At 71.9% G+C, this 18,580-nt stretch carries 14 protein-coding genes; 10 read left to right on the top strand and 4 right to left on the bottom strand.

Features of this window, described 5'->3' with window-relative positions; genetic code table 11:
- Positions 1-187 precede the first annotated feature (187 nt).
- From BS75_RS25465 to BS75_RS25455, 3 genes are all read right to left on the bottom strand, one after another.
- On the bottom strand, positions 188-1,681 hold the full coding sequence (locus BS75_RS25465) for a sensor histidine kinase (RefSeq protein WP_034089912.1): 1,494 nt from the start codon (positions 1,679-1,681) through the stop codon (positions 188-190).
- A 420-nt stretch (positions 1,682-2,101) separates the two neighbouring features.
- Positions 2,102-3,169, bottom strand: a complete 1,068-nt coding sequence (locus BS75_RS25460; RefSeq protein ID WP_034089911.1) for an SIS domain-containing protein — start codon at positions 3,167-3,169, stop codon at positions 2,102-2,104.
- 208 nt (positions 3,170-3,377) lie between these two features.
- On the bottom strand, positions 3,378-4,661 hold the full coding sequence (locus BS75_RS25455; RefSeq protein ID WP_034089910.1) for an extracellular solute-binding protein: 1,284 nt from the start codon (positions 4,659-4,661) through the stop codon (positions 3,378-3,380).
- A gap of 570 nt (positions 4,662-5,231) precedes the next feature.
- Between BS75_RS25455 and BS75_RS25450 the strand changes: the two genes are divergently transcribed.
- From BS75_RS25450 to BS75_RS25425, 6 genes are all read left to right on the top strand, one after another.
- Positions 5,232-6,554: an extracellular solute-binding protein gene (locus BS75_RS25450; protein ID WP_034089909.1), complete on the top strand. Its 1,323-nt coding sequence runs from the start codon at positions 5,232-5,234 to the stop codon at positions 6,552-6,554.
- A 135-nt stretch (positions 6,555-6,689) separates the two neighbouring features.
- Positions 6,690-7,673 (top strand): carbohydrate ABC transporter permease, encoded by a 984-nt coding sequence (locus BS75_RS25445; RefSeq protein WP_052069686.1) that lies wholly within the window; start codon positions 6,690-6,692, stop codon positions 7,671-7,673.
- On the top strand, positions 7,673-8,602 hold the full coding sequence (locus BS75_RS25440) for a carbohydrate ABC transporter permease (RefSeq protein WP_034089908.1): 930 nt from the start codon (positions 7,673-7,675) through the stop codon (positions 8,600-8,602). The genes BS75_RS25445 and BS75_RS25440 overlap by 1 nt, the downstream gene beginning before the upstream one ends.
- An 85-nt stretch (positions 8,603-8,687) precedes the next feature.
- A complete protein-coding gene (locus tag BS75_RS25435) occupies positions 8,688-10,268 on the top strand; it encodes a glycoside hydrolase family 3 protein (protein ID WP_034089907.1) in 1,581 nt (526 codons plus the stop codon).
- 237 nt (positions 10,269-10,505) lie between these two features.
- The gene (locus tag BS75_RS25430; protein WP_034089906.1) at positions 10,506-11,267 is read left to right on the top strand and encodes a GntR family transcriptional regulator; all 762 of its coding nucleotides are present in this window, start codon (positions 10,506-10,508) and stop codon (positions 11,265-11,267) included.
- 270 nt (positions 11,268-11,537) lie between these two features.
- Entirely contained in the window at positions 11,538-12,308 is a 771-nt protein-coding gene (locus BS75_RS25425; RefSeq protein ID WP_231607891.1) for a histidine phosphatase family protein, read from the top strand.
- Positions 12,309-12,348: 40 nt separating this feature from the next.
- On the opposite strand, the gene BS75_RS25420 is transcribed toward BS75_RS25425, so the two are convergent.
- Positions 12,349-13,101: a PH domain-containing protein gene (locus tag BS75_RS25420; RefSeq protein WP_034089905.1), complete on the bottom strand. Its 753-nt coding sequence runs from the start codon at positions 13,099-13,101 to the stop codon at positions 12,349-12,351.
- 167 nt (positions 13,102-13,268) lie between these two features.
- Here BS75_RS25420 and deoC point away from each other — a divergent pair, with 167 nt between their 5' ends.
- The 4 genes from deoC (at position 13,269) to BS75_RS25400 (ending at position 18,466) form a co-directional block, all read left to right on the top strand.
- Entirely contained in the window at positions 13,269-14,279 is a 1,011-nt protein-coding gene (deoC, locus tag BS75_RS25415) for a deoxyribose-phosphate aldolase (protein WP_081982572.1), read from the top strand.
- A gap of 3 nt (positions 14,280-14,282) precedes the next feature.
- Positions 14,283-15,734, top strand: coding sequence for an aldehyde dehydrogenase family protein (locus BS75_RS25410; protein WP_231607890.1), 1,452 nt, complete (start codon positions 14,283-14,285; stop codon positions 15,732-15,734).
- Entirely contained in the window at positions 15,727-16,644 is a 918-nt protein-coding gene (locus tag BS75_RS25405) for an aldehyde dehydrogenase family protein (protein WP_034089904.1), read from the top strand. The genes BS75_RS25410 and BS75_RS25405 overlap by 8 nt, the downstream gene beginning before the upstream one ends.
- 229 nt (positions 16,645-16,873) lie before the next feature.
- Positions 16,874-18,466, top strand: a complete 1,593-nt coding sequence (locus BS75_RS25400; protein WP_034089903.1) for a hypothetical protein — start codon at positions 16,874-16,876, stop codon at positions 18,464-18,466.
- The last annotated feature ends 114 nt before the right edge of the window (positions 18,467-18,580 follow it).

Raw genomic sequence — 18,580 nt, 5'->3', positions numbered from 1 at the left:
CTCGGGCCTGGGGGGCAGCGTCACCGCTGCGGAAGTCAGGTTCTCAGGGTCCACGTGCGTGCTCTCGTCGGACGGGCTTATACCTCTTAGTACACGAGAGAACACCCTACGAAGTTGTGCGATAAACCATGAGAAGTCGGTTAATCCCGAGAAATCAGCATTAACCGGACAATATAATGACCATTTGTCAGTCCGCAGGCCCCACTGGGACCTCCAGCACCACCACCGTGCCGCCGCCGCCCTCCGCGCCGCGCATGTCGAAGGTGCCCGCCAGCTCGCCGACGACCAGGGTGCGGACGATCTGCAGCCCCAGGTTCCCGTCCCGCTGCGGGTCGAAGCCCTCGGGCAGGCCGCTGCCGTCGTCGGTGACGGTGATCAGCAGCTGCTCCTCGCCGGAACCGGGCTCCCGCCGCCGGACCGCCGCCACCTCGACCGCGCCGCCGGCCTTCGGCCCGTAGGCGTGCTCCAGGGCGTTCTGCAGGATCTCGGTGAGCACCATCGAGAGGGGGGTGGCCACGTCCGCCGAGAGGATGCCGAAGCTGCCGCTGCGGCGCGCGGTGACCCGGCCGTCCTGGGACAGCTCCATCACCATGGCGAGCACCCGGTCGGCGATCTCGTCGAAGGCGACGTGCTCGTCCAGGTTCTGCGACAGCGTCTCGTGCACGATGGCGATCGAGCCGACCCGGCGCACCGCCTCGTCCAGGGCGGCCTTGGCCGCCTCCGAGTCCATCCGCCGGGACTGCAGCCGCAGCAGCGCGGCGACCGTCTGCAGGTTGTTCTTCACCCGGTGGTGGATCTCGCGGATGGTGGCGTCCTTGGTCATCAGCTCCCGCTCGCGCCGGCGCAGCTCGGTGACGTCGCGCAGCAGCACCAGCGAGCCGGTGTGGACGCCCTTGGGCTTGAGCGGGATGGCCCGCATCTGCACCACGCCGTCCACCGACTCGACCTCGATCTGCCGGGGCGCCCAGCCGCTGGCGAGCTTGACCAGCGCCTCGTCCACCGGGCCGCGCCGGGTCGGCGGGGCGAGCTCGGCCGTGGTCCGGCCGAGGTGCAGCCCGACCAGGTCGGAGGCCAGGCCGAGGCGGTGGAAGGCGGAGAGCGCGTTGGGGCTGGCATAGGTGACGATGCCGTCGGCGTCCAGCCGGATCAGGCCGTCCCCGGCCCGCGGGGAGGCGTCCATGTCGACCTGCTCGCCGGGAAAGGGAAACGTTCCGGCAGCGATCATCTGGGCCAGGTCGGAGGCGCTCTGCAGATAGGTGAGCTCCAGCCGACTGGGGGTGCGCACGGTCAGCAGGTTGGTGTTGCGGGCGATCACCCCCAGCACCCGGCCGTCGCGCCGCACCGGGATGGACTCCACCCGCACCGGCACGTCCTCGCGCCACTCCGGGTCGCCCTCGCGCACGATCCGGCCCTCGTCCAGCGCCACGTCCAGCATCGGCCGCCGACCGCGCGGGACCAGGTGACCCACCATGTCGTCCTGGTACGAGGTGGGGCCGGTGTTGGGCCGCATCTGCGCCAGCGAGACATAGCGGGTGCCGTCCCGGGTCGGCACCCAGAGCACCAGGTCGGCGAAGGAGAGGTCGGAGAGCAGCTGCCACTCGGACACCAGGAGGTGAATCCACTCCACGTCGGCGCTGTCCAGGGAGGTGTGGTGGCGCACCAGCTCGTTCAGGGAAGGCATCCTCCGAGCCTATCCGTCACGGCGCCGGCGGCACGGCGGCGAGATTGGCCCCCAGATGGTCTGGACAACCAGAATTGGTCTAGTCCACAATGGAGTCAGCACCAAGGAGAGCGGCACACGCGCTATCTGCCCTGACCGCGCAGCGGCCCTCTCTGCTCGAAAAGTCGGTCTCTCGTCCTGCGCCTACCGGGCCCGCACACCCGCCGCGCCCCGGACGACAACCGCCGGCTATGCCTCGGGCCGCGGTGCCGGACAGGTTGAGGGTCCTGTCCCGGCGCCACGGCCCTTGCGCTTTCGGGCCTCCGTGCTTTCGGGCCTCCACCTCGGAGGCACAGCCTGCTCGCCTCCCCGCGAGAGGCACGAAGCCCCCTGCCGCGCCTCGGCGCAGCAGGGGGCTTCGTCCGCGTCGGGACCGGCGGCTCAGCGGGTCTCGGTGACCTTGGCCAGCGCGCGCGGGGCGTCCGGGTCCTGGCCGCGGGCGATGGTGACCTCGTAGGCCAGCAGCTGCAGCGGCAGGATCTCCAGGATCGTCTGGACTTCCTCGGCCACCCCGGACGGCAGCACGAAGCCGGCCGAGGCCGCCTCCACCTGCTCCCGCTGGCCGACCACCACCAGGTCCGCGCCACGCCCGCGCAGCCGGTCGAGGACCGGCTGCAGCGCCGCGCCGCCCCGGCCCTCGGGCACGACCGCGATCACCGGGGAGACGTTGTCCACCATCGCCAGCGGCCCGTGCAGCAGGTCCGCGCCGGAGAACGGGGTGGCCGGGATGTAGGTGGTCTCCATCAGCTTGAGCGCCGCCTCGCGGGCGGTCGGGTAGCCGTAGCCGCGCGAGGTGATCACCAGCCGCTGGGCGAAGCGGTAGCGCTCGGCCAGCTGCTTGACCTCGGCGCCGCGGTCCAGGATCGCCTGCGCCAGCCCCGGCAGCGACTCGGCCGCCTCGCCCCGTGCCCCGCGCAGCCCCTCGACGAAGAGGTAGAGGGCCAGCAGCTCGGCGGTGTAGGTCTTGGTGGCCGGCAGCGCCTTCTCCGGACCGGCCAGCACGTCGATGTGGTACTCGGAGACCTCGGCCAGCGGCGAGTCGGCGTTGTTGGTCACCGCCAGGGTGATCGCCCCGGCCTCGCGCGCGGCCCGGGTGGAGGCCACCAGGTCGGGCGAGCCGCCGGACTGGCTGACCGTGATCACCAGGCAGTCGGTCAGGTCGGGCTTGGCCCCGTAGGCGGTGGTGGTGGACATCGAGGTGAGCCCCACCGGCTTGCCGAGGGTGATCTCGATCAGGTACTTGGCGTACAGCGCCGCGTTGTCGCTGGTGCCGCGCGCGGTCAGCAGGACGAACCGGGGGTTGCGGGCCGCGATGCGCGCGGCGGTCTCGCGGATGCCGGCGGCGCCCTCGTCGAGGATGCGCTGCAGGACGGCCGGCTGCTGGGCCATCTCGCCCGCCATGATGTGGCCGGGGCGCGGTACGCCGAGGGTGGTCGGTGCTGCGGACATGGGTGGAGCCTCCAGAGAAAGCAGGTGCGCCCCGGTCCGGGCGTGCGCCCACCGGGGTCGGGTCCTCTTCGGCAGCCGGTCCGCACCCGGGCCGCCGGGACGATCCTACGATCTCCGCGGCCCGGGGCGGGGAACGGTCCGCCTGCCGACCCCGCCCGGAACAGCCGCTCAGTCCTCCGCCCGGTCCCCCGCGCTCACCGCCCGCCGCTCACTGGCCGCCGTTGAGCCGGGCGGTGATCTCGGCGTCCGCCACGTCCGCCGCCGGACTGACGTCCTGGCCCTGCAGCACCGGGGTGAGGAACAGCGTGGTGATCGGGTTGGGCGAGTTCTCCACCCGTCCCCAGGTCGGCACCAGCGGGGTGTAGCCGGCGTACGGGGCGGCCTTGCTCTCCGCCACGCCGTAGGCGTTGCCGCTGAGTGCGGAGTAGAGGGAGTCCGTGTCCGGCAGGAAGCCCGACTCCTTGGCGAAGGCGCTCTCGTTGGCCGAGTTCAGCGCGATCTTCAGGAAGCCCAGGGCCAGGGTCCGGTTCGAGGTGTTCTGCGCGACCGCGAGGTTGGACCCGCCGAGGAAGGTCTTGGCCGGGACCCCGGCGGTGGGGCTGGGCATGGGGAACCAGCCGATGTCGTCGGCCATCGACGGGTTGGCCTGGAGCACCGCGGCGGCCTCGTAGCCCATGGCGATCATCGAGGCCACGTCGCCCTTGGCGAACTCGGTGGCCTCCACCGGGTGGGTCTCGTCGGCGTTCATCGGCGCGTGGCCGTACGACTGGAAGGTCTTGAAGAGCGTGGCCGCCGCCCGACCGGCCGGGGTGTCCAGGTCCCCGGTCCACTTCCCGCCGCTGTCGCGGGCGATGATGCTGGCGCCCTCCTGCTGGAGGAAGCCGTCGAAGTCGTACCAGTCCTGCCCCGGAAGCCAGAGCGCGGAGTCCACCCCCGGCGTCTGCTGGAGGGTGGCGAGGTCGTTCAGGAACTGCTGCTGGGTGCTGGGCGGCGAGAGCTTCGCCTTGGCCCAGAGCGCCTTGTTGTACATCACCACCCGCAGGCCGGCGAACCAGGGCGCGGCGTACTGCACGCCGCCCGACAGGGCCGAGGCGTTCATGGTCCTGGACCAGTCGCCGCCGCCGAGCTCCGAGACGTAGGGGGCGAGGTCCAGCAGACCGCCGGTGGAGGCGTAGTAGGCGGTCTGGGTGTTGCCGATGTCCACCACGTCCGGCGGCGTCAGCTCCGAGAGCGCCTGGGTCACGTTCTGCTGGATGTTGGTCCAGGACTGGGTGACGAGATTGAGCTTCGCGCCCGGATAGGCGAGTTCGAACTGGGCCGTGACCGCGGTCTGCCAGGCACTGGGGGCGTCCCCGGACATCAGCCAGACGGTGATGCTCTGGCCCGAGTAGCTCCCGACCGCGGCGGCCGGGGCCGGCGTACCCGAGCTGCAGGCGGCCAGACCCACCATTCCCACGGCCGTGGCCAGCGCGGCGACAAGCCGACGTTTCACGCAATCCTCCCCGGATGCACGCCAACTATCGGCCCGGATCAAGGACTTGGCGTCATTGCCGTCGACCGACCGGCCTACGCCGGTTGCCGGAGTCTGGTCTCGGCAGGTCAACCGCGTCAAGGAGCTTCACTCCAGTAACAACAGGTGTTATCCGACCGACACCTCGCCCCCCTTGCGGTGAACTGTCCGATTGTGCGCCAATTCTGGCAGGTTGACTGGTCCAGTCCAGCAACAGGACCACCACGACGGGGTCTCGGCTTGTCAAGCATTGATAACGGCTTGGCGGAGGCCCACGAGAACCCTTGACGCTCCATATTGGTCCATGCCAATCTCCGGTCACTGGTCTACACCAATCAGGTTGCCGCACCAGCCGATCGGGCTTCCGGACGCATGTGACTCCGCGCAGCTCAGAGCCGGTACGGACGCCGCCGCACCACCAGCACCACCCGCTCCGCAAGAAGACTGCACGGCCCTCAAACGAGCACCTCAACGTAGGCACGGTTCAGCTCAGGTACACCTCAGAGTCAACACCGGTGCCGCACCTCGTCGCTCATCCCCCAGGAGGATGTTTTGAAGCGCAAGATCGCAGCTGCCGCGGCTCTGGCCACCGTACTGACCGCAGCGGCCTGTTCCTCCAGCTCCACCTCCGGCAGCTCGTCCCAGCCGCTGCTGAGCACCAGCGGCAAGGGCAAGACCATCACCTGTTGGATCATGACGGACGCCCAGAAGGGCTGGCCGAGCGTGGTCAACGCGGCCGTCTCCGCCTTCACCGCCGAGACCGGCGCCAAGGTGAACATCCAGTGGCAGACCTGGACGAACTACACCACCAAGCTCGACACCGCGCTTCTGTCGAACAACGCCCCCGACTGCCTGGAGCTGGGCAACACCCAGGCCGCCAAGTACATCGCGGCCGGCTCCTTCGTCAACCTGACCAGCGTCAAGAGCAAGTTCGACAACTCGTCGGCCTGGCTGCAGTCGCTGGCCGCCTCCGGCGCGAGCCCCGACGGCACCCAGACCTACGCCGTCCCTTACTACGCCGGCGCCCGCGTGATGATCTACCGCAAGGACATGTTCGCCGCGGCCGGCGTCACCACGCCGCCCACCACGCTGGCCGAGCTGACCACCGACCTGAACCTGGTCAAGGCGAAGTACAAGAGCGTCCCGAACTTCTCCGCCCTGTACCTGCCGGGCAAGGACTGGTACACCGCGACCTCCTTCGGCGCCGGCTCCTACGGCATCAAGAACGTCATCGCCTCCGCCTCGGGCAGCAAGTTCACCGGCACCCTGACCGACCCGCAGTTCATCTCCGGCATCAACACCTGGAACACCCTGCAGAAGGAGTTCTCGGTCGGCGGCACCACCGTCGACGAGACCACCCAGGACGCGCTGATGGCCAAGGGCAACATCGCCGCCATCATCGGCAACGGCTGGGAGGTCGGCTCGGTCGACGGTCCGGCCGCCACCGGTGGCAACCCGGCGCTCGCCAACGACCTGGCCGAGATCCCGGTCCCCGGCGCCTCCGCCAGCACCCCCACCCCGGCCTTCCTCGGCGGCTCCGACCTGGCCGTCCCGTCCAAGGCGCAGAACCCGGGCCTCGGCGCCGAGTTCCTCCGGATCTTCACGGACACCGCGATCCAGACCCAGCTGGCCAAGTTCGCCATCCCGAACAACAGCAACCTGATGAGCGTCTACCAGAACGCCTCCCCGGCCAACGTCGCCTCCGGTGACGCGGCCAAGGCCCCGACCTGGTTCATCCCGAACTCGCAGTTCTGGTCCGGTGCGGACGAGACCGACCTGCAGACCGCCTTCAGCGCCATCGCCACCGGCACCGACCCGGCGACCGCCCTGGGCACCGCCCAGACCGCCATCATCGGCGACCTGAACGGCAACTGAACCCCCTGACCGTGGGGCCGGCACCCCGAACCACCGGGCGTGCCGGCCCCGCGGTCGGCTCCGTGTCTTCCCCTGGCACCGAGCGCACCGCACTGTAGTGGGCAAAGACCCGCGGGCCCCTTCGGAAGGACCCTGATGAGCGTGACCGCACCCGGACGCCGCGAGGCGTCGGCAGATGAGCCAGCACTGTCCCGGCAATCTCCCCAGCGCAGAGGTCTGTTCGCGAGAGGGGAGCACATCCCCTACCTGCTGATCCTCCCGGCCCTGGCCGTCCTGGTGCTGATCCTGGGCTACCCGCTGGTCCGCCTCATCGACCTGTCGTTCCAGAACGTCAACTCGTACCTGCTGCTGGCCGCCCCCCAGCTGGACAAGTACATCGGCTTCGACGGCTTCACCCACGTCCTCTCGGACGACCAGTTCTGGGAGGTCATCCTCCGCACGCTCTACCTCACGGTGGAGACCGTGGGCATCTCGATCGTGCTCAGCCTGGGCGTCGCCAAGCTGCTGGCCCGGGTCAGCCCCTGGGTCCGGGTACTGGTCGTCACCGTGCTGATGTTCGTCTGGTCGATCCCGGCGATCGTCACCGGCACCGTGTTCCGCTGGATCTTCGCCAACACCTCGGGCGTCGCCGACTACATCTGCTACCTGCTCGGCGGCAAGGGGATGCTGAACCACGACTGGTTCGCCAACCCGAACCAGGGCCTGTACGTGGTGGTGGCCGCAGTGATCATCTGGGGCGCCATGCCCTTCCTGGTCATCGGTTTCCACGCGGCCATGTCCCAGGTGCCGAAGGAACTGGTCGAGGCCGCCAAGATCGACGGCGCCGGACCGTGGCAGAGCTTCTACCACGTCGTGCTGCCCATCATCCGGCCGTTCCTGATGATCGCCACCGCCCTGAGCGTCATCTGGAACTTCCAGGTCTTCGCCCAGATCTGGTCGCTGCGCCAGTCCTCGCCGGAGCCCGGCTACTGGACCATCGGCGTCTACCTCTACGAGCGCGGGCTGGTCAACTCGCACTACAGCGACGGCGCGGTGATCTCCATCGCGATGATCCTGCTGCTGCTGGCGGTGCTCGTCTTCTACATCCGTCAGATGATCAAGATCGGGGCGCAGGACTGATGAGCGTCGTCAACAACACCGCCGACACCGCGCCGCAGACCCGGCCCGTCAAGGTCAAGAAGGCCGGACGGGTCAACGCCTCCGAGCGCCCGGTCAACGAGAACCGGGTGATGACCTGGGTCTGGAACATCCTGGCCATCGTCTTCGCGGTCGTCATGGCCTTCCCGATCTACTGGATGGTGCTGACCACCGTCCAGCCCGGCAAGGACCTGCTCAGCGAGAACCCGAAGTTCTGGCCCAGCGCCTTCGACTTCTCCAGCTACCACACGGTCTTCGCCGACCCGAACTTCCTGCCCGACCTGAAGAACACGGTGCTGATCACCCTGGGCGCGGTGCTGCTCGGCCTGATCGTGGGCTTCCTGGCCGCCGTCGGCGTCGCCCGCTTCCGCTTCCGCGGCCGCAACCCGTTCATCGTCGCGATCCTGATCGTGCAGATGGTCCCGCTGCTGGCGCTGATCATCCCGCTGTACCTGATCCTCAACTCGGCCGGCCTGTACAACGAGCTGTTCGGCGTGATCCTGGCCTACCTGGTGTTCACGATCCCCTATGTGATCTGGACCCTCCGTTCCTTCATCGTGAACATCCCGGTGGAGCTGGACGAGGCCGCGATGGTCGACGGCTGCACCCGCTGGGGCGCCTTCTTCCGGATCATCCTGCCGCTGACCGCCCCCGGCCTGATCACCACCGGCGTCTACGCCTGGATCCAGGCGTGGAACGAGTTCATCATCGCCAACACGCTGCTCTCCAGCACCAACAAGCAGACCTCCATGGTCTGGCTGACCTTCTACTCCAACACCCCGACCCGTGCCGCGGACTACGGGGCGCAGATGGCCGGCTCGCTGCTGATCTCGCTGCCGGTGATCGTCCTCTTCGTCATCTTCCAGAAGCGCCTGGGCGCCGGCCTGACCGCCGGTGCGGTCAAGGGCTGACCTGCCCCGGCCCCGCCTCTGCACGCACCGGAACGCCAGCTCTCCGGGGGGCGAACCCCCGTACCCCCCAAGCTAGGAAGGAACCATGACGAATCCCGGCCCGGACACCGTCCGACTCCTCGCAGACGCCGGAACGGTGCTCCAGCCGGGATTCACCGGCCTCACGGCACCGGACTGGGTGCGCCACCGGCTCGAATCCGGCGAGCTCGGCGGCATCGCCCTCTACGGACGCAACATCGCCGGCCGCGAGCAGGTCGCCGCGCTCACCTCCTCGCTCTACGCGCTCGCCCCCGACCTGCTGATCGCCACCGACGAGGAGGGCGGGGACGTCACCCGCCTGGAGGTGATGACCGGGTCCTCCTACCCGGGCAACCTCGCCCTCGGCGCGGTCGACGACACCGGCCTGACCGAGAGCGTCGCCCGCTCCATCGGCATCGACCTGGCCGCCGCCGGGATCAACCTCAACTACGCGCCGGACGCGGACGTCAACTCCAACCCGGACAACCCGGTCATCGGCGTCCGCTCCTTCGGCGGCGACGGCGAGCTGGCCGCCCGGCACACCGCCGCCTACGTCCGCGGCCTCCAGTCGGCCGGCGTCGCCGCCTGCGCCAAGCACTTCCCCGGGCACGGCGACACCGCCTCCGACACCCACCTGGGGCTGCCCAGGATCGACCTGCCGCTCGACGTCTTCGGCGCCCACCTGGCGCCGTTCCGTGCGGCCGTCGCGGCCGGCGCGAAGTCGATCATGACGGCGCACATCCTCTTCCCGGCCTACGACAGCGACCTGCCGGCCACCATGTCCCGGGCCATCCTCAGCGACCTGCTGCGGAAGGACCTCGGCTACGAGGGCCTGATCGTCACCGACGGCATCGAGATGGGCGCCATCTCCGGCACCCACGGCATCGCCGAGGGCACCGTCAAGGCCCTGGCCGGCGGCGCCGACACGGTCTGCGTCGGCGGCGGGCTCCAGGACGAGGCGACCTTCCTCTACCTCCGCGACGCCCTGCTCTGGGCGGTGCGCGAGGGCCGGCTCGGCGAGGAGCGGCTGCACGACGCCGCCGAGCGCAACCGCGCCGTCGCCCGCTGGTCCGCCGCCGTGCGGGCCCAGGGCGCCGCGACCGTCGAGCCCGGCATCGGCCTCAGCGCCGCCCGCCGCGCGCTCCGGGTCAGCGGCGAGCTGCGACCGCTGCGCGGCGTCCCGCACGTCGTCGAGTTCTCCCCGGCCGCCAACTTCGCCGTCGGCGACGAGACCGCCTGGGGGCTGTCCGGGCCGCTCGCCGACCTCATTCCGGGCACCACGCTCACCCGGGTCGGCGCGCCGACCAGCGGCACCGAGCGGATGGGGCTGCTCAGCACGGCTGTCGACGCATCGGAGGGGAGCGTCGACACCACCCCGCTGCTCGGTGCCGCGGTCGGCCGTCCGCTCGTCATCGTGGTGCGCGACCTGCACCGGTACGGGTGGATGAAGCGCGCGGCGCTGGAGCTCACCACCGCCCGCCCGGACGCGGTCGTGGTCGAGATCGGCACCGCCTACGGCCTGGAGGAGACCTTCGCCGACCGCGGGGTGACCGTACTGGCCACCTACGGCGGGGCCCGGGTCTGCGGGATCGCCGCCGCCGAGGCCCTGGCCGGGCCGACCGCGGCCCGTGCCTCCCGCGTCGCCTGAGCGACCGGGCCGCCCGTTCCGCGCCAGTGGGACCGGCGGCCCGACGCCGGGGAACCCCGCCGCGCGGCGTACGGCCACAGGCCGTTCCGAGCCGCAGGCGCTAGGGTCCGACGAGGGCATCCACGGGCACCCGGTGGCAAGGATCCGCCAGCGGCGGACCGGACATGTCACCATGAGTGCCGCAGGACCACGGAGAAGACAGCGGTGAGGGCGACGGACAAGGGAGTAGGAAGCGCGATGACGACCGAAGGGGGCACCGGCGTGGAGCCGTCCGTGGAAGGCGCCGGCAGCGCGCGCGTCCCCAAGTACTACCGGCTGAAGCGGCACCTGCTGCAGATCACGCAGACGCAGGCGCCCGGCACGCCGGTACCGCCGGAGCGCACCCTGGCCCTGGAGTTCGAGACCTCCCGCACCACGGTGCGCCAGGCGCTGCAGGAGCTGGTCGTCGAGGGCCGGCTCGAACGGATCCAGGGCAAGGGCACCTTCGTGGCCAAGCCCAAGGTCTCCCAGGCGCTGCAACTCACCTCGTACACCGAGGACATGCGGGCCCAGGGGCTCGAACCCACCTCGCGGCTGCTGGAGGTCGGCTACATCACCGCCGACGAGCGGCTGGCCGGGCTGCTGGACATCCGTCCCGGCGGCCGGGTGCTGCGGGTGGAGCGGCTCCGCCTCGCCAACGGCGACCCGATGGCGATCGAGGCGGCCCACCTCTCCGCGAAGCGCTTCCCGGCGCTGCGCCGCAACCTGGTGAAGTACAACTCGCTGTACTCCGCGCTGAGCGAGGTCTACGGCGTCCACGTCGCCGAGGCCGAGGAGACCATCGAGACCTCGCTGGCCACCCCGGCCGAGGCCGGGCAGCTGGGCACCGACGTCGGCCTGCCGATGCTGCTGCTCTCCCGGCACTCCTTCGACGACGCCGGCGAGCCGGTGGAGTGGGTCCGCTCGGTGTACCGGGGCGACCGGTACAAGTTCACCGCCCGGCTGCGCCGCCCGAACTGACCCGGGCTCAACCGCGCCCAGCGCCCCGGCCCGCACGGGCCGGGGCGCTGCTGTTCTCGGATCGCTGCTGTTCTCGGATCGCTGCTGTCGTCGGGGCGCGGCGTGCGGGCGGCCGACGGGTGCGGCCGGGACCCGCTCCCCCACCAAGAGCCCCTTTGCTCCCCAACGCGCTGCTTCTGCGCCCCCCGTACCGGCGGTCGGCTCCCGCACACTGGGACGGCGGCCCGCACGCATCCCGCGCCGGGCCCACCGAACCGCTGGGGGCCTCCCGTGGAACTGACCAACCACCGCGCTGAACACAGCACGGCCGAAGCCGGCGCCGCCACAGCAGGTACCGGACGGCCAGCGCTGCCGCTCTCGCTCACCGTCGTCCGGCACGGCCAGAGCACCGCCAACGCCGCCTTCGCCGCGGCCGAGGCGGTCGGCGCGCTGGAGGTCGGCATCAGCTGCCGCGACGCCGACCTCGGGCTCACCGCGCTCGGCCGGCGGCAGGCCACCGCGCTGGGCCGGCGGCTCGCCTCCCGCAGCGACGGACCGCCGCCGCAGAGCCTGTGGGTCTCCCCCTACCTGCGCGCCCAGGAGACGGCCGCACTGGTCCTGGCCGAACTGGACGACGCGGGCCTGCCCCGTCCGGCCGTCCGCACCGACGAGCGGCTGCGCGACCGGGAGCTGGGCGTCCTGGAGATGCTGACCTCGGCCGCGATCGAGCTGCACCACCCGGCCGAGGCCACCCGTCGGCGCCTCCTCGGCGAGCTGCGCTGGCGCCCCCCGGGCGGCGAGTCGCACGCGGACGTGGCCCTGCGGCTCCGCAGCCTGCTGCGGGACCTGTACGAGGAGGAGTCCTCGCGCCGGGTGCTGCTGGTGGCGCACGACGCCGTGGTGCTGATGCTCCGGCACGTCCTCGACCGCCTGGACGAGGAGGAGATGGAGCGGGTCACCCGCGCGGGCGCGGTCGGCAACACCTCGGTCACCCGCTGGTCGCGCGGGACGGACGGGCGCTTCGAGCTCGACTGCTACAACAGCGCCCCGCACCTGGACTGAGGTGCGGGGCGGAGCTGCGGGGCCGGTGCTCGGCCGGCTCTCAGCCGGCGATCAGCAGCGCCGCCAGGGCGATCGCGCCGCCGACGATCGGGGCGATGATCCACCAGGTCCAGGCGACCTGGACCTGGCCGGACAGGGCCGCCTCGCCCTGCGCGGTCAGCTGGGTGTCGCGCTGCTTCAGGATCTCGTCCACGGCGGCGTCGGCGAGGGCCCGGGACGGGGCCGTCGGCTGCATCGGGGCGTTCCGGCCCGGGCCGCCGGTGAGGTAGGGGTCGCGCACCGCGCGGCCCCGGCCGAGCAGGCCGAAGCCGCCGGTCTCGCCGGTGGTCGCCTTCATCGCCTGCCGGTTGCTCCGCTTCCGCTGGCGCAGCGACACCGGGATCGCCCAGAGCTGGAACTTCCGGCCCTCGGCCTCCATCTCGACGGAGAGCGTGGCCCGGACCGTCTCCAGTGCCGCCCAGGGCACGGTGATCGTCCGCAGCGGGTTGCGCACCACCAGCCGCTGGGCGTTGGTGCGCACACAGGGCCACATGGTGTAGGCGCCGAGCAGCGGCACGAAGCAGACCGTGCCGGACAGCGCCAGCCAGACGTCCCGGCCGTGGCCGTGCAGCACGGTGTCCACGAACAGCCACAGAATCAGGACGATCAGCAGCCCACCGGCGACGGCGCCCATGGTGGAGCGGTAGACGCGGTCGGCGAACGGCTGGTCCGGCCCTCCGAGCGGTCGCGGGTCAGCGGCCGGCTCGGCGGAGGTGTGCTGGTCGGACCGGTTCTGGTCCTGGGGGTCGCTCATGTTTCCCGATTCTGCCCCAGCCGACCGCGTCGATCGTCACCCGGCTGGTTTCGGTATGGCATCGACCGCTTTGCGGTGGCCGCAGGCGGCCGTCGGCGGCCACCCAAAGTCACTCCTCCGTGGCACTGACGGAATGCTACGCGTGTAGATATGCTCAGCTGGTGAGCATGCCCACCTCTCCCCCAGCCGCGGCGCCGGCTCCCACCCCGGGCGCTTCGACCGACCCCGACTTCGCCGACTTCGCCGACTTCCGCTCCGAGGCCGCCCTGCGGCGGTTCCTGCACGGACTGCCCGGGGTCGACGCGGTCGGCCTCCAGGCCCGCGCCGCCGCGCTCGGCACCCGGTCGATCAAGAGCACGGCCAAGGCCTACGCCATCGACCTGGCCATCTCCATGATCGACCTGACCACGTTGGAGGGCGCGGACACCCCGGGCCGGGTGCGGTCGCTCTGCGCCAAGGCGGTGCGCCCCGACCCCGGCGACCCCACCGCGCCGAGCACCGCCGCCGTCTGCGTCTACCCGGACCTGGCGGCGACCGCGCGGGCCGCGCTGCTCGGCAGCACGGTCCGGGTCGCCGCCGTGGCGACCGCCTTCCCCTCCGGGCGGGCCGGGCTGCCGGTGAAGCTCGCGGACACGGCCGAGGCGGTGGCGGCCGGGGCGGACGAGGTCGACATGGTGATCGACCGCGGGGCCTTCCTCTCCGGCCGCTACCTGGAGGTCTTCGAGACCGTCCGGGCGGTCAAGGCCGCCTGCGCCCGGCCGGACGGCGGCAGCGCCCACCTCAAGGTGATCTTCGAGACCGGCGAGCTGCAGACCTACGACAACGTCCGCCGCGCCTGCTGGCTGGCGATGTCGGCCGGGGCCGACTTCATCAAGACCTCCACCGGCAAGGTCGCCGTCAACGCCACCCCGCCGGTCACCCTGGTCCTGCTGGAGGCCGTCCGCGACTACCGGGCCGCGACCGGGGTGCAGATCGGCGTCAAGCCGGCCGGGGGGATCCGCACCACCAAGGACGCGCTGAAGTACCTGGTCCTGGTGAACGAGGTGCTGGGCGACGACTGGCTCTCCCCCGAGTGGTTCCGCTTCGGCGCCTCCGGGCTGTTGAACGACCTGCTGATGCAACGGCAGAAGCTGACCAGCGGCCGGTACTCCGGCCCCGACTACGTGGCGGGGGACTGAACCGTGGCCACCACCGACCGCAAGCTGTTCACCTATGCACCGGCCCCCGAGTCCCGCGCCGCGGCCGGCGAGATCGGCCCCTCCTACGGGCACTGGATCAACGGCGAGTTCATCGAGAGCACCGGCGTCGAGTCGCTGCACACGCTGGACCCGTCCACCGGCCTGCCGCTGGCCGAGTTCGCCCAGGGCAGCGCCAAGGACGTCGACCGCGCGGTCAAGGCCGCCCGTGCCGCCTTCGCCCCCTGGGCCGCGCTGCCCGGGGCCGAGCGCGGCAAGTACCTCTTCCGGATCGCCCGGATCATCCAGGAGCGCAGCCGCGAGCTGGCGGTGCTGGAGTCCATCGACAACGGCAAGCCGATCCGGGAGACCCGCGACGTCGACCTGCCGCTGGTCGCCGCCCACTTCTTCTACTACGCGGGCTGGGCCGACAAGCTGGAGCACGCGGGCCTGGGCCCGGCGCCGAGGCCGCTCGGCGTCGCCGCCCAGGTCGTCCCCTGGAACTTCCCGCTGCTGATGCTGGCCTGGAAGATCGCACCGGCGCTGGCCACCGGCAACACCGTGGTGCTCAAGCCGGCCGAGACCACCCCGCTCACCGCGCTGCGCTTCGCCGAGATCTGCCGGCAGGCGGGGCTGCCGCGCGGGGTCGTCAACATCGTGACCGGCGACGGCCGCACCGGAGCGGCGCTGGTCGGGCACCCGGGTGTGGACAAGGTCGCCTTCACCGGCTCCACCGAGGTCGGCCGCTCGATCGCCCGCACCCTGGCCGGCAGCCGCGCCCGGCTCTCGCTCGAACTCGGCGGCAAGGCGGCCAACATCGTCTTCGACGACGCCCCGATCGACCAGGCGGTCGAGGGGATCGTCGACGGGATCTTCTTCAACCAGGGCCAGGTCTGCTGCGCCGGGTCGCGGCTGCTGGTGCAGGAGTCGGTCCACGACGAGGTGCTGGCCTCGCTGAAGCGCCGGATGGCGACGCTGCGGGTCGGCGACCCGCTGGACAAGAACACCGACGTCGGCGCGATCAACTCGGCCGTCCAGCTGGAGCGGATCCGCGAACTCGCCGACGCGGGCGAGGCCGAGGGCGCCGAGCGCTGGTCCCCGCCCTGCGAACTGCCGGAGGCCGGCTACTGGTTCGCCCCGACGGTGTTCACCGGCGTCAGCACCGCCCACCGGATCGCCCGTGAGGAGATCTTCGGCCCGGTGCTCTCGGTGCTGACCTTCCGCACCCCGGAGGAGGCCGTGGCCAAGGCCAACAACACCCCCTACGGCCTCTCGGCGGGCGTGTGGACGGAGAAGGGCTCGCGCAGCCTGTGGATGGCCTCCCGGCTGCGGGCCGGGGTCGTCTGGTCCAACACCTTCAACAGGTTCGACCCGGCCTCCCCCTTCGGCGGCTACAAGGAGTCGGGCTACGGCCGCGAGGGCGGCCGGCACGGACTGGAGGGCTACCTCGATGCCTGACCGCAGCACGCCCCCCGCCCCGCGCATCCCCATCCTCAAGACGTACAAGCTCTTCGTCGGCGGGGCCTTCCCCCGCTCCGAGAGCGGACGGGTGTACGAGGTGACCGACCACCGGACCGGCGACTGGCTCGCCAACGCGCCCCTGGGCACCAGGAAGGACGCCCGCGACGCGGTCGGCGCCGCCCGCGGGGCCTTCGCCGGCTGGTCCGGGGCCACCGCCTACAACCGGGGCCAGATCCTGTACCGCTGTGCCGAACTGCTCCAGGGTCGGCGCGAGCAGTTCACCGCCGAGGTCGGCTCGGCCGAGGGGGTCGGCGCCAAGAAGGCCGCCGCGCTGGTGGACGCCGCCGTCGACCGCTGGGTCTGGTACGCCGGCTGGACCGACAAGGTCGCCCAGATCGCCGGCTCGGCCAACCCGGTCGCCGGGCCCTACTTCAACCTCTCCGCCCCGGAGCCGACCGGCGTGGTCGGCGTCCTGGCGCCGACCGCCGGTCCCGGGTTCTCGCTGCTCGGGCTGGTCTCGGTGCTGGCGCCGGTGATCGCCACCGGCAACACCGCCGTGGTCGCCCTCGCCCCCGGCGCCCCGCTGCCCGGACTCTCCCTCGGCGAGGTGCTGGCCACCTCGGATCTGCCCGGCGGCGTGGTCAACCTGCTCTCCGGACGGACCGACGACCTCGCCCCCACCCTGGCCTCGCATCAGGACGTCAACGCGCTCGACCTGACCGGAGCGAATTCCTCCGATCAACCCGGCTCGGCGCGGACGCTGGAGGCCCTCGCAGCGGATACTCTTAAACGTGTACGGCGACCCGGGCCCGCCCCCACCGGCGAGGACTGGACCGCCGCTCCGGGCACCGATCGTCTCCTGGCCTTCCTGGAGACCAAGACGGTCTGGCACCCGATGGGAATCTGAGGCCCCACCGCCCCGGAGACCCCCGCGGACCGGGCGGCCCCACCCAACCCCCCCCTGGGTAGGTCGCCCGTTGAGAGCGGGCACGCGCTCCTCCCCCCCGAGTGCGTGCCCGTTCGCGTACCCGGAACCCGGCACTCCGCCCCGGCGGCGCAAGTCCTGTACAGCTGCGCGGCGCCTGTAGCAGACTGCTGACCTGCACCAAGATCGACCGCCGGCCCGGGGGAGCGCCATGACCTTGCTGACGCACATCCTGTTCCTGCTGGTCGGCCCGATCCTGCTCCGGGCCGCGAGCGGCTGGGTCGGCAGCTGGAACGGCGCGCGGCGACAGGCCGCCGTCGCCGCCGGGCGGACCGTCCACATCCGCTGCGAGCTGGACGACCGCTCGGGCCACCTGTTGGTGGACCGCGGCCGGGGCGAACTCCTCTACCTGGCCCAGCGCGGTCCGGCCAACACCGTCCCGCTCGACGGCACGGTCACCGACCTGCTGCGGTCCGTGCCCCGCCCGTTCACCTTCGCGCTGGCCCCGGTCCGGGCCCTGCGCTACCGCACACCGGACGGCGTGGCCCGGGAGTTCCGGCTGCTGGAGCGGGACACGGAGACGCTCCGCACACTGCTGAGCGACCCCGACGCCTGGTCGGCCACCGCCCCCGCACGCCGCCGCCACCTCAACATCCCCGTCTGGTGCGCGGTGCCGCTGCTGCTCACGGCGCTGCTCTGCGCCGTCTACGTCCAGACCTACGGCTTCGGCCGCGAGACGACCGCGACCGTGACCGCTGTCCACCGGGGCACCGGCGCCGACGACAGCACGTGCGCGGTCACCTGGGGCGGGGTCCACTCGGCGAGCGTGGACTGCAGCGGCCGGGAACGGACCGGGCAGCCGCTGCGGGTGGTCGCCCGCCCGTGGCCGTTCTCCGGACAGGCGGCGGATCTCTACGACACCCGCTCCTCGATGGCACTCGTCGGCGGTGTCCTGGCCGGCACAGGCATCCTGGGAACCGCTCTGCCGCTGCTGACCTACCGCCGCCGGAACCGCCGGGCCGGGTCCGGCCCCTGGGGGCCGCTGCCCCTGCCGGAGTCGTCCGACGCCGCTGCGCCCGAGCCGGACAGCCTGCCCACCGACCCGGCCCAGCTCCGGTACGGACCGCTGGCCGCCGCAGCGCACTACGGCGACGCCCACCGTCCCGGTCGGGGCGTGTCACCGCCCCGGCCGCGCAGCCGCCGCTCGCCGCGCGGCTGGTTCCTGCTGGAGGTGCTGGGCAGTTTCGCCTGGGGTCCGCTGGCCTTCACGGCGCTGCTGGCGGGCTTCTCCGCCACCCCGGGGGACAATCCGCTCCCCTGGAACCTGCCGACCCAGCTCGTCCTCGCCGCCGTGGCCCTCGTCTGTGTCGCCCGGATCGTCCAACGAGCCGTCGCCACCTGGCCCAAGGCCCGCCGGGTCCGGCGGCTGCTGGACGGCGCCCCGTCCCGGCCGATGCGCTATGTCCGACTGCACGGCCACATCAACGTCGGCCCCGAGAACCAACCCTGGCTGGTGCTGTTCGACGACGGCGACGAGGCCGGCGACGAGGCCTGTCCGCGCTACGCCCAACGGGTGCGGGCGCTGCCCGGATCCGTGCGCGGCACCCTCGGTGTGCCGGCCCCGGTCGGCGTGGCCGCGGTCAGCGGCGGGCCCGAGGACGGGGCGGTGGTGTGCGAGATAGACGGCTACCGCTACCTCCCGCACGGGGAGCTGCGTGAGCTCGGCACCAAGAGCCGGCGCAAACTGCTGCTCACCCTGGCCGGCGGCTACCGCCTCCCGACCGGACCGGGCCGACCGGGCTGACCGGCCGCGCCCGAGACCCTGCCGGAGGCATGCGGAACGGGCGCGGCGTCCCTCCCCCGAGGTGCCGCGCCCGTTCCCCGAAGCCGCAGGCTCCCGTCCCCCCGGACGGTCCCC

Origin of the sequence: Streptacidiphilus albus JL83 (assembly GCF_000744705.1) — a bacterium.
Classification (GTDB): Bacteria; Actinomycetota; Actinomycetes; order Streptomycetales; family Streptomycetaceae; genus Streptacidiphilus; species Streptacidiphilus albus.
The sequence above is the reverse complement of the archived record's forward strand: the minus strand, read 5'-3'. Positions and strand labels throughout refer to the sequence as shown.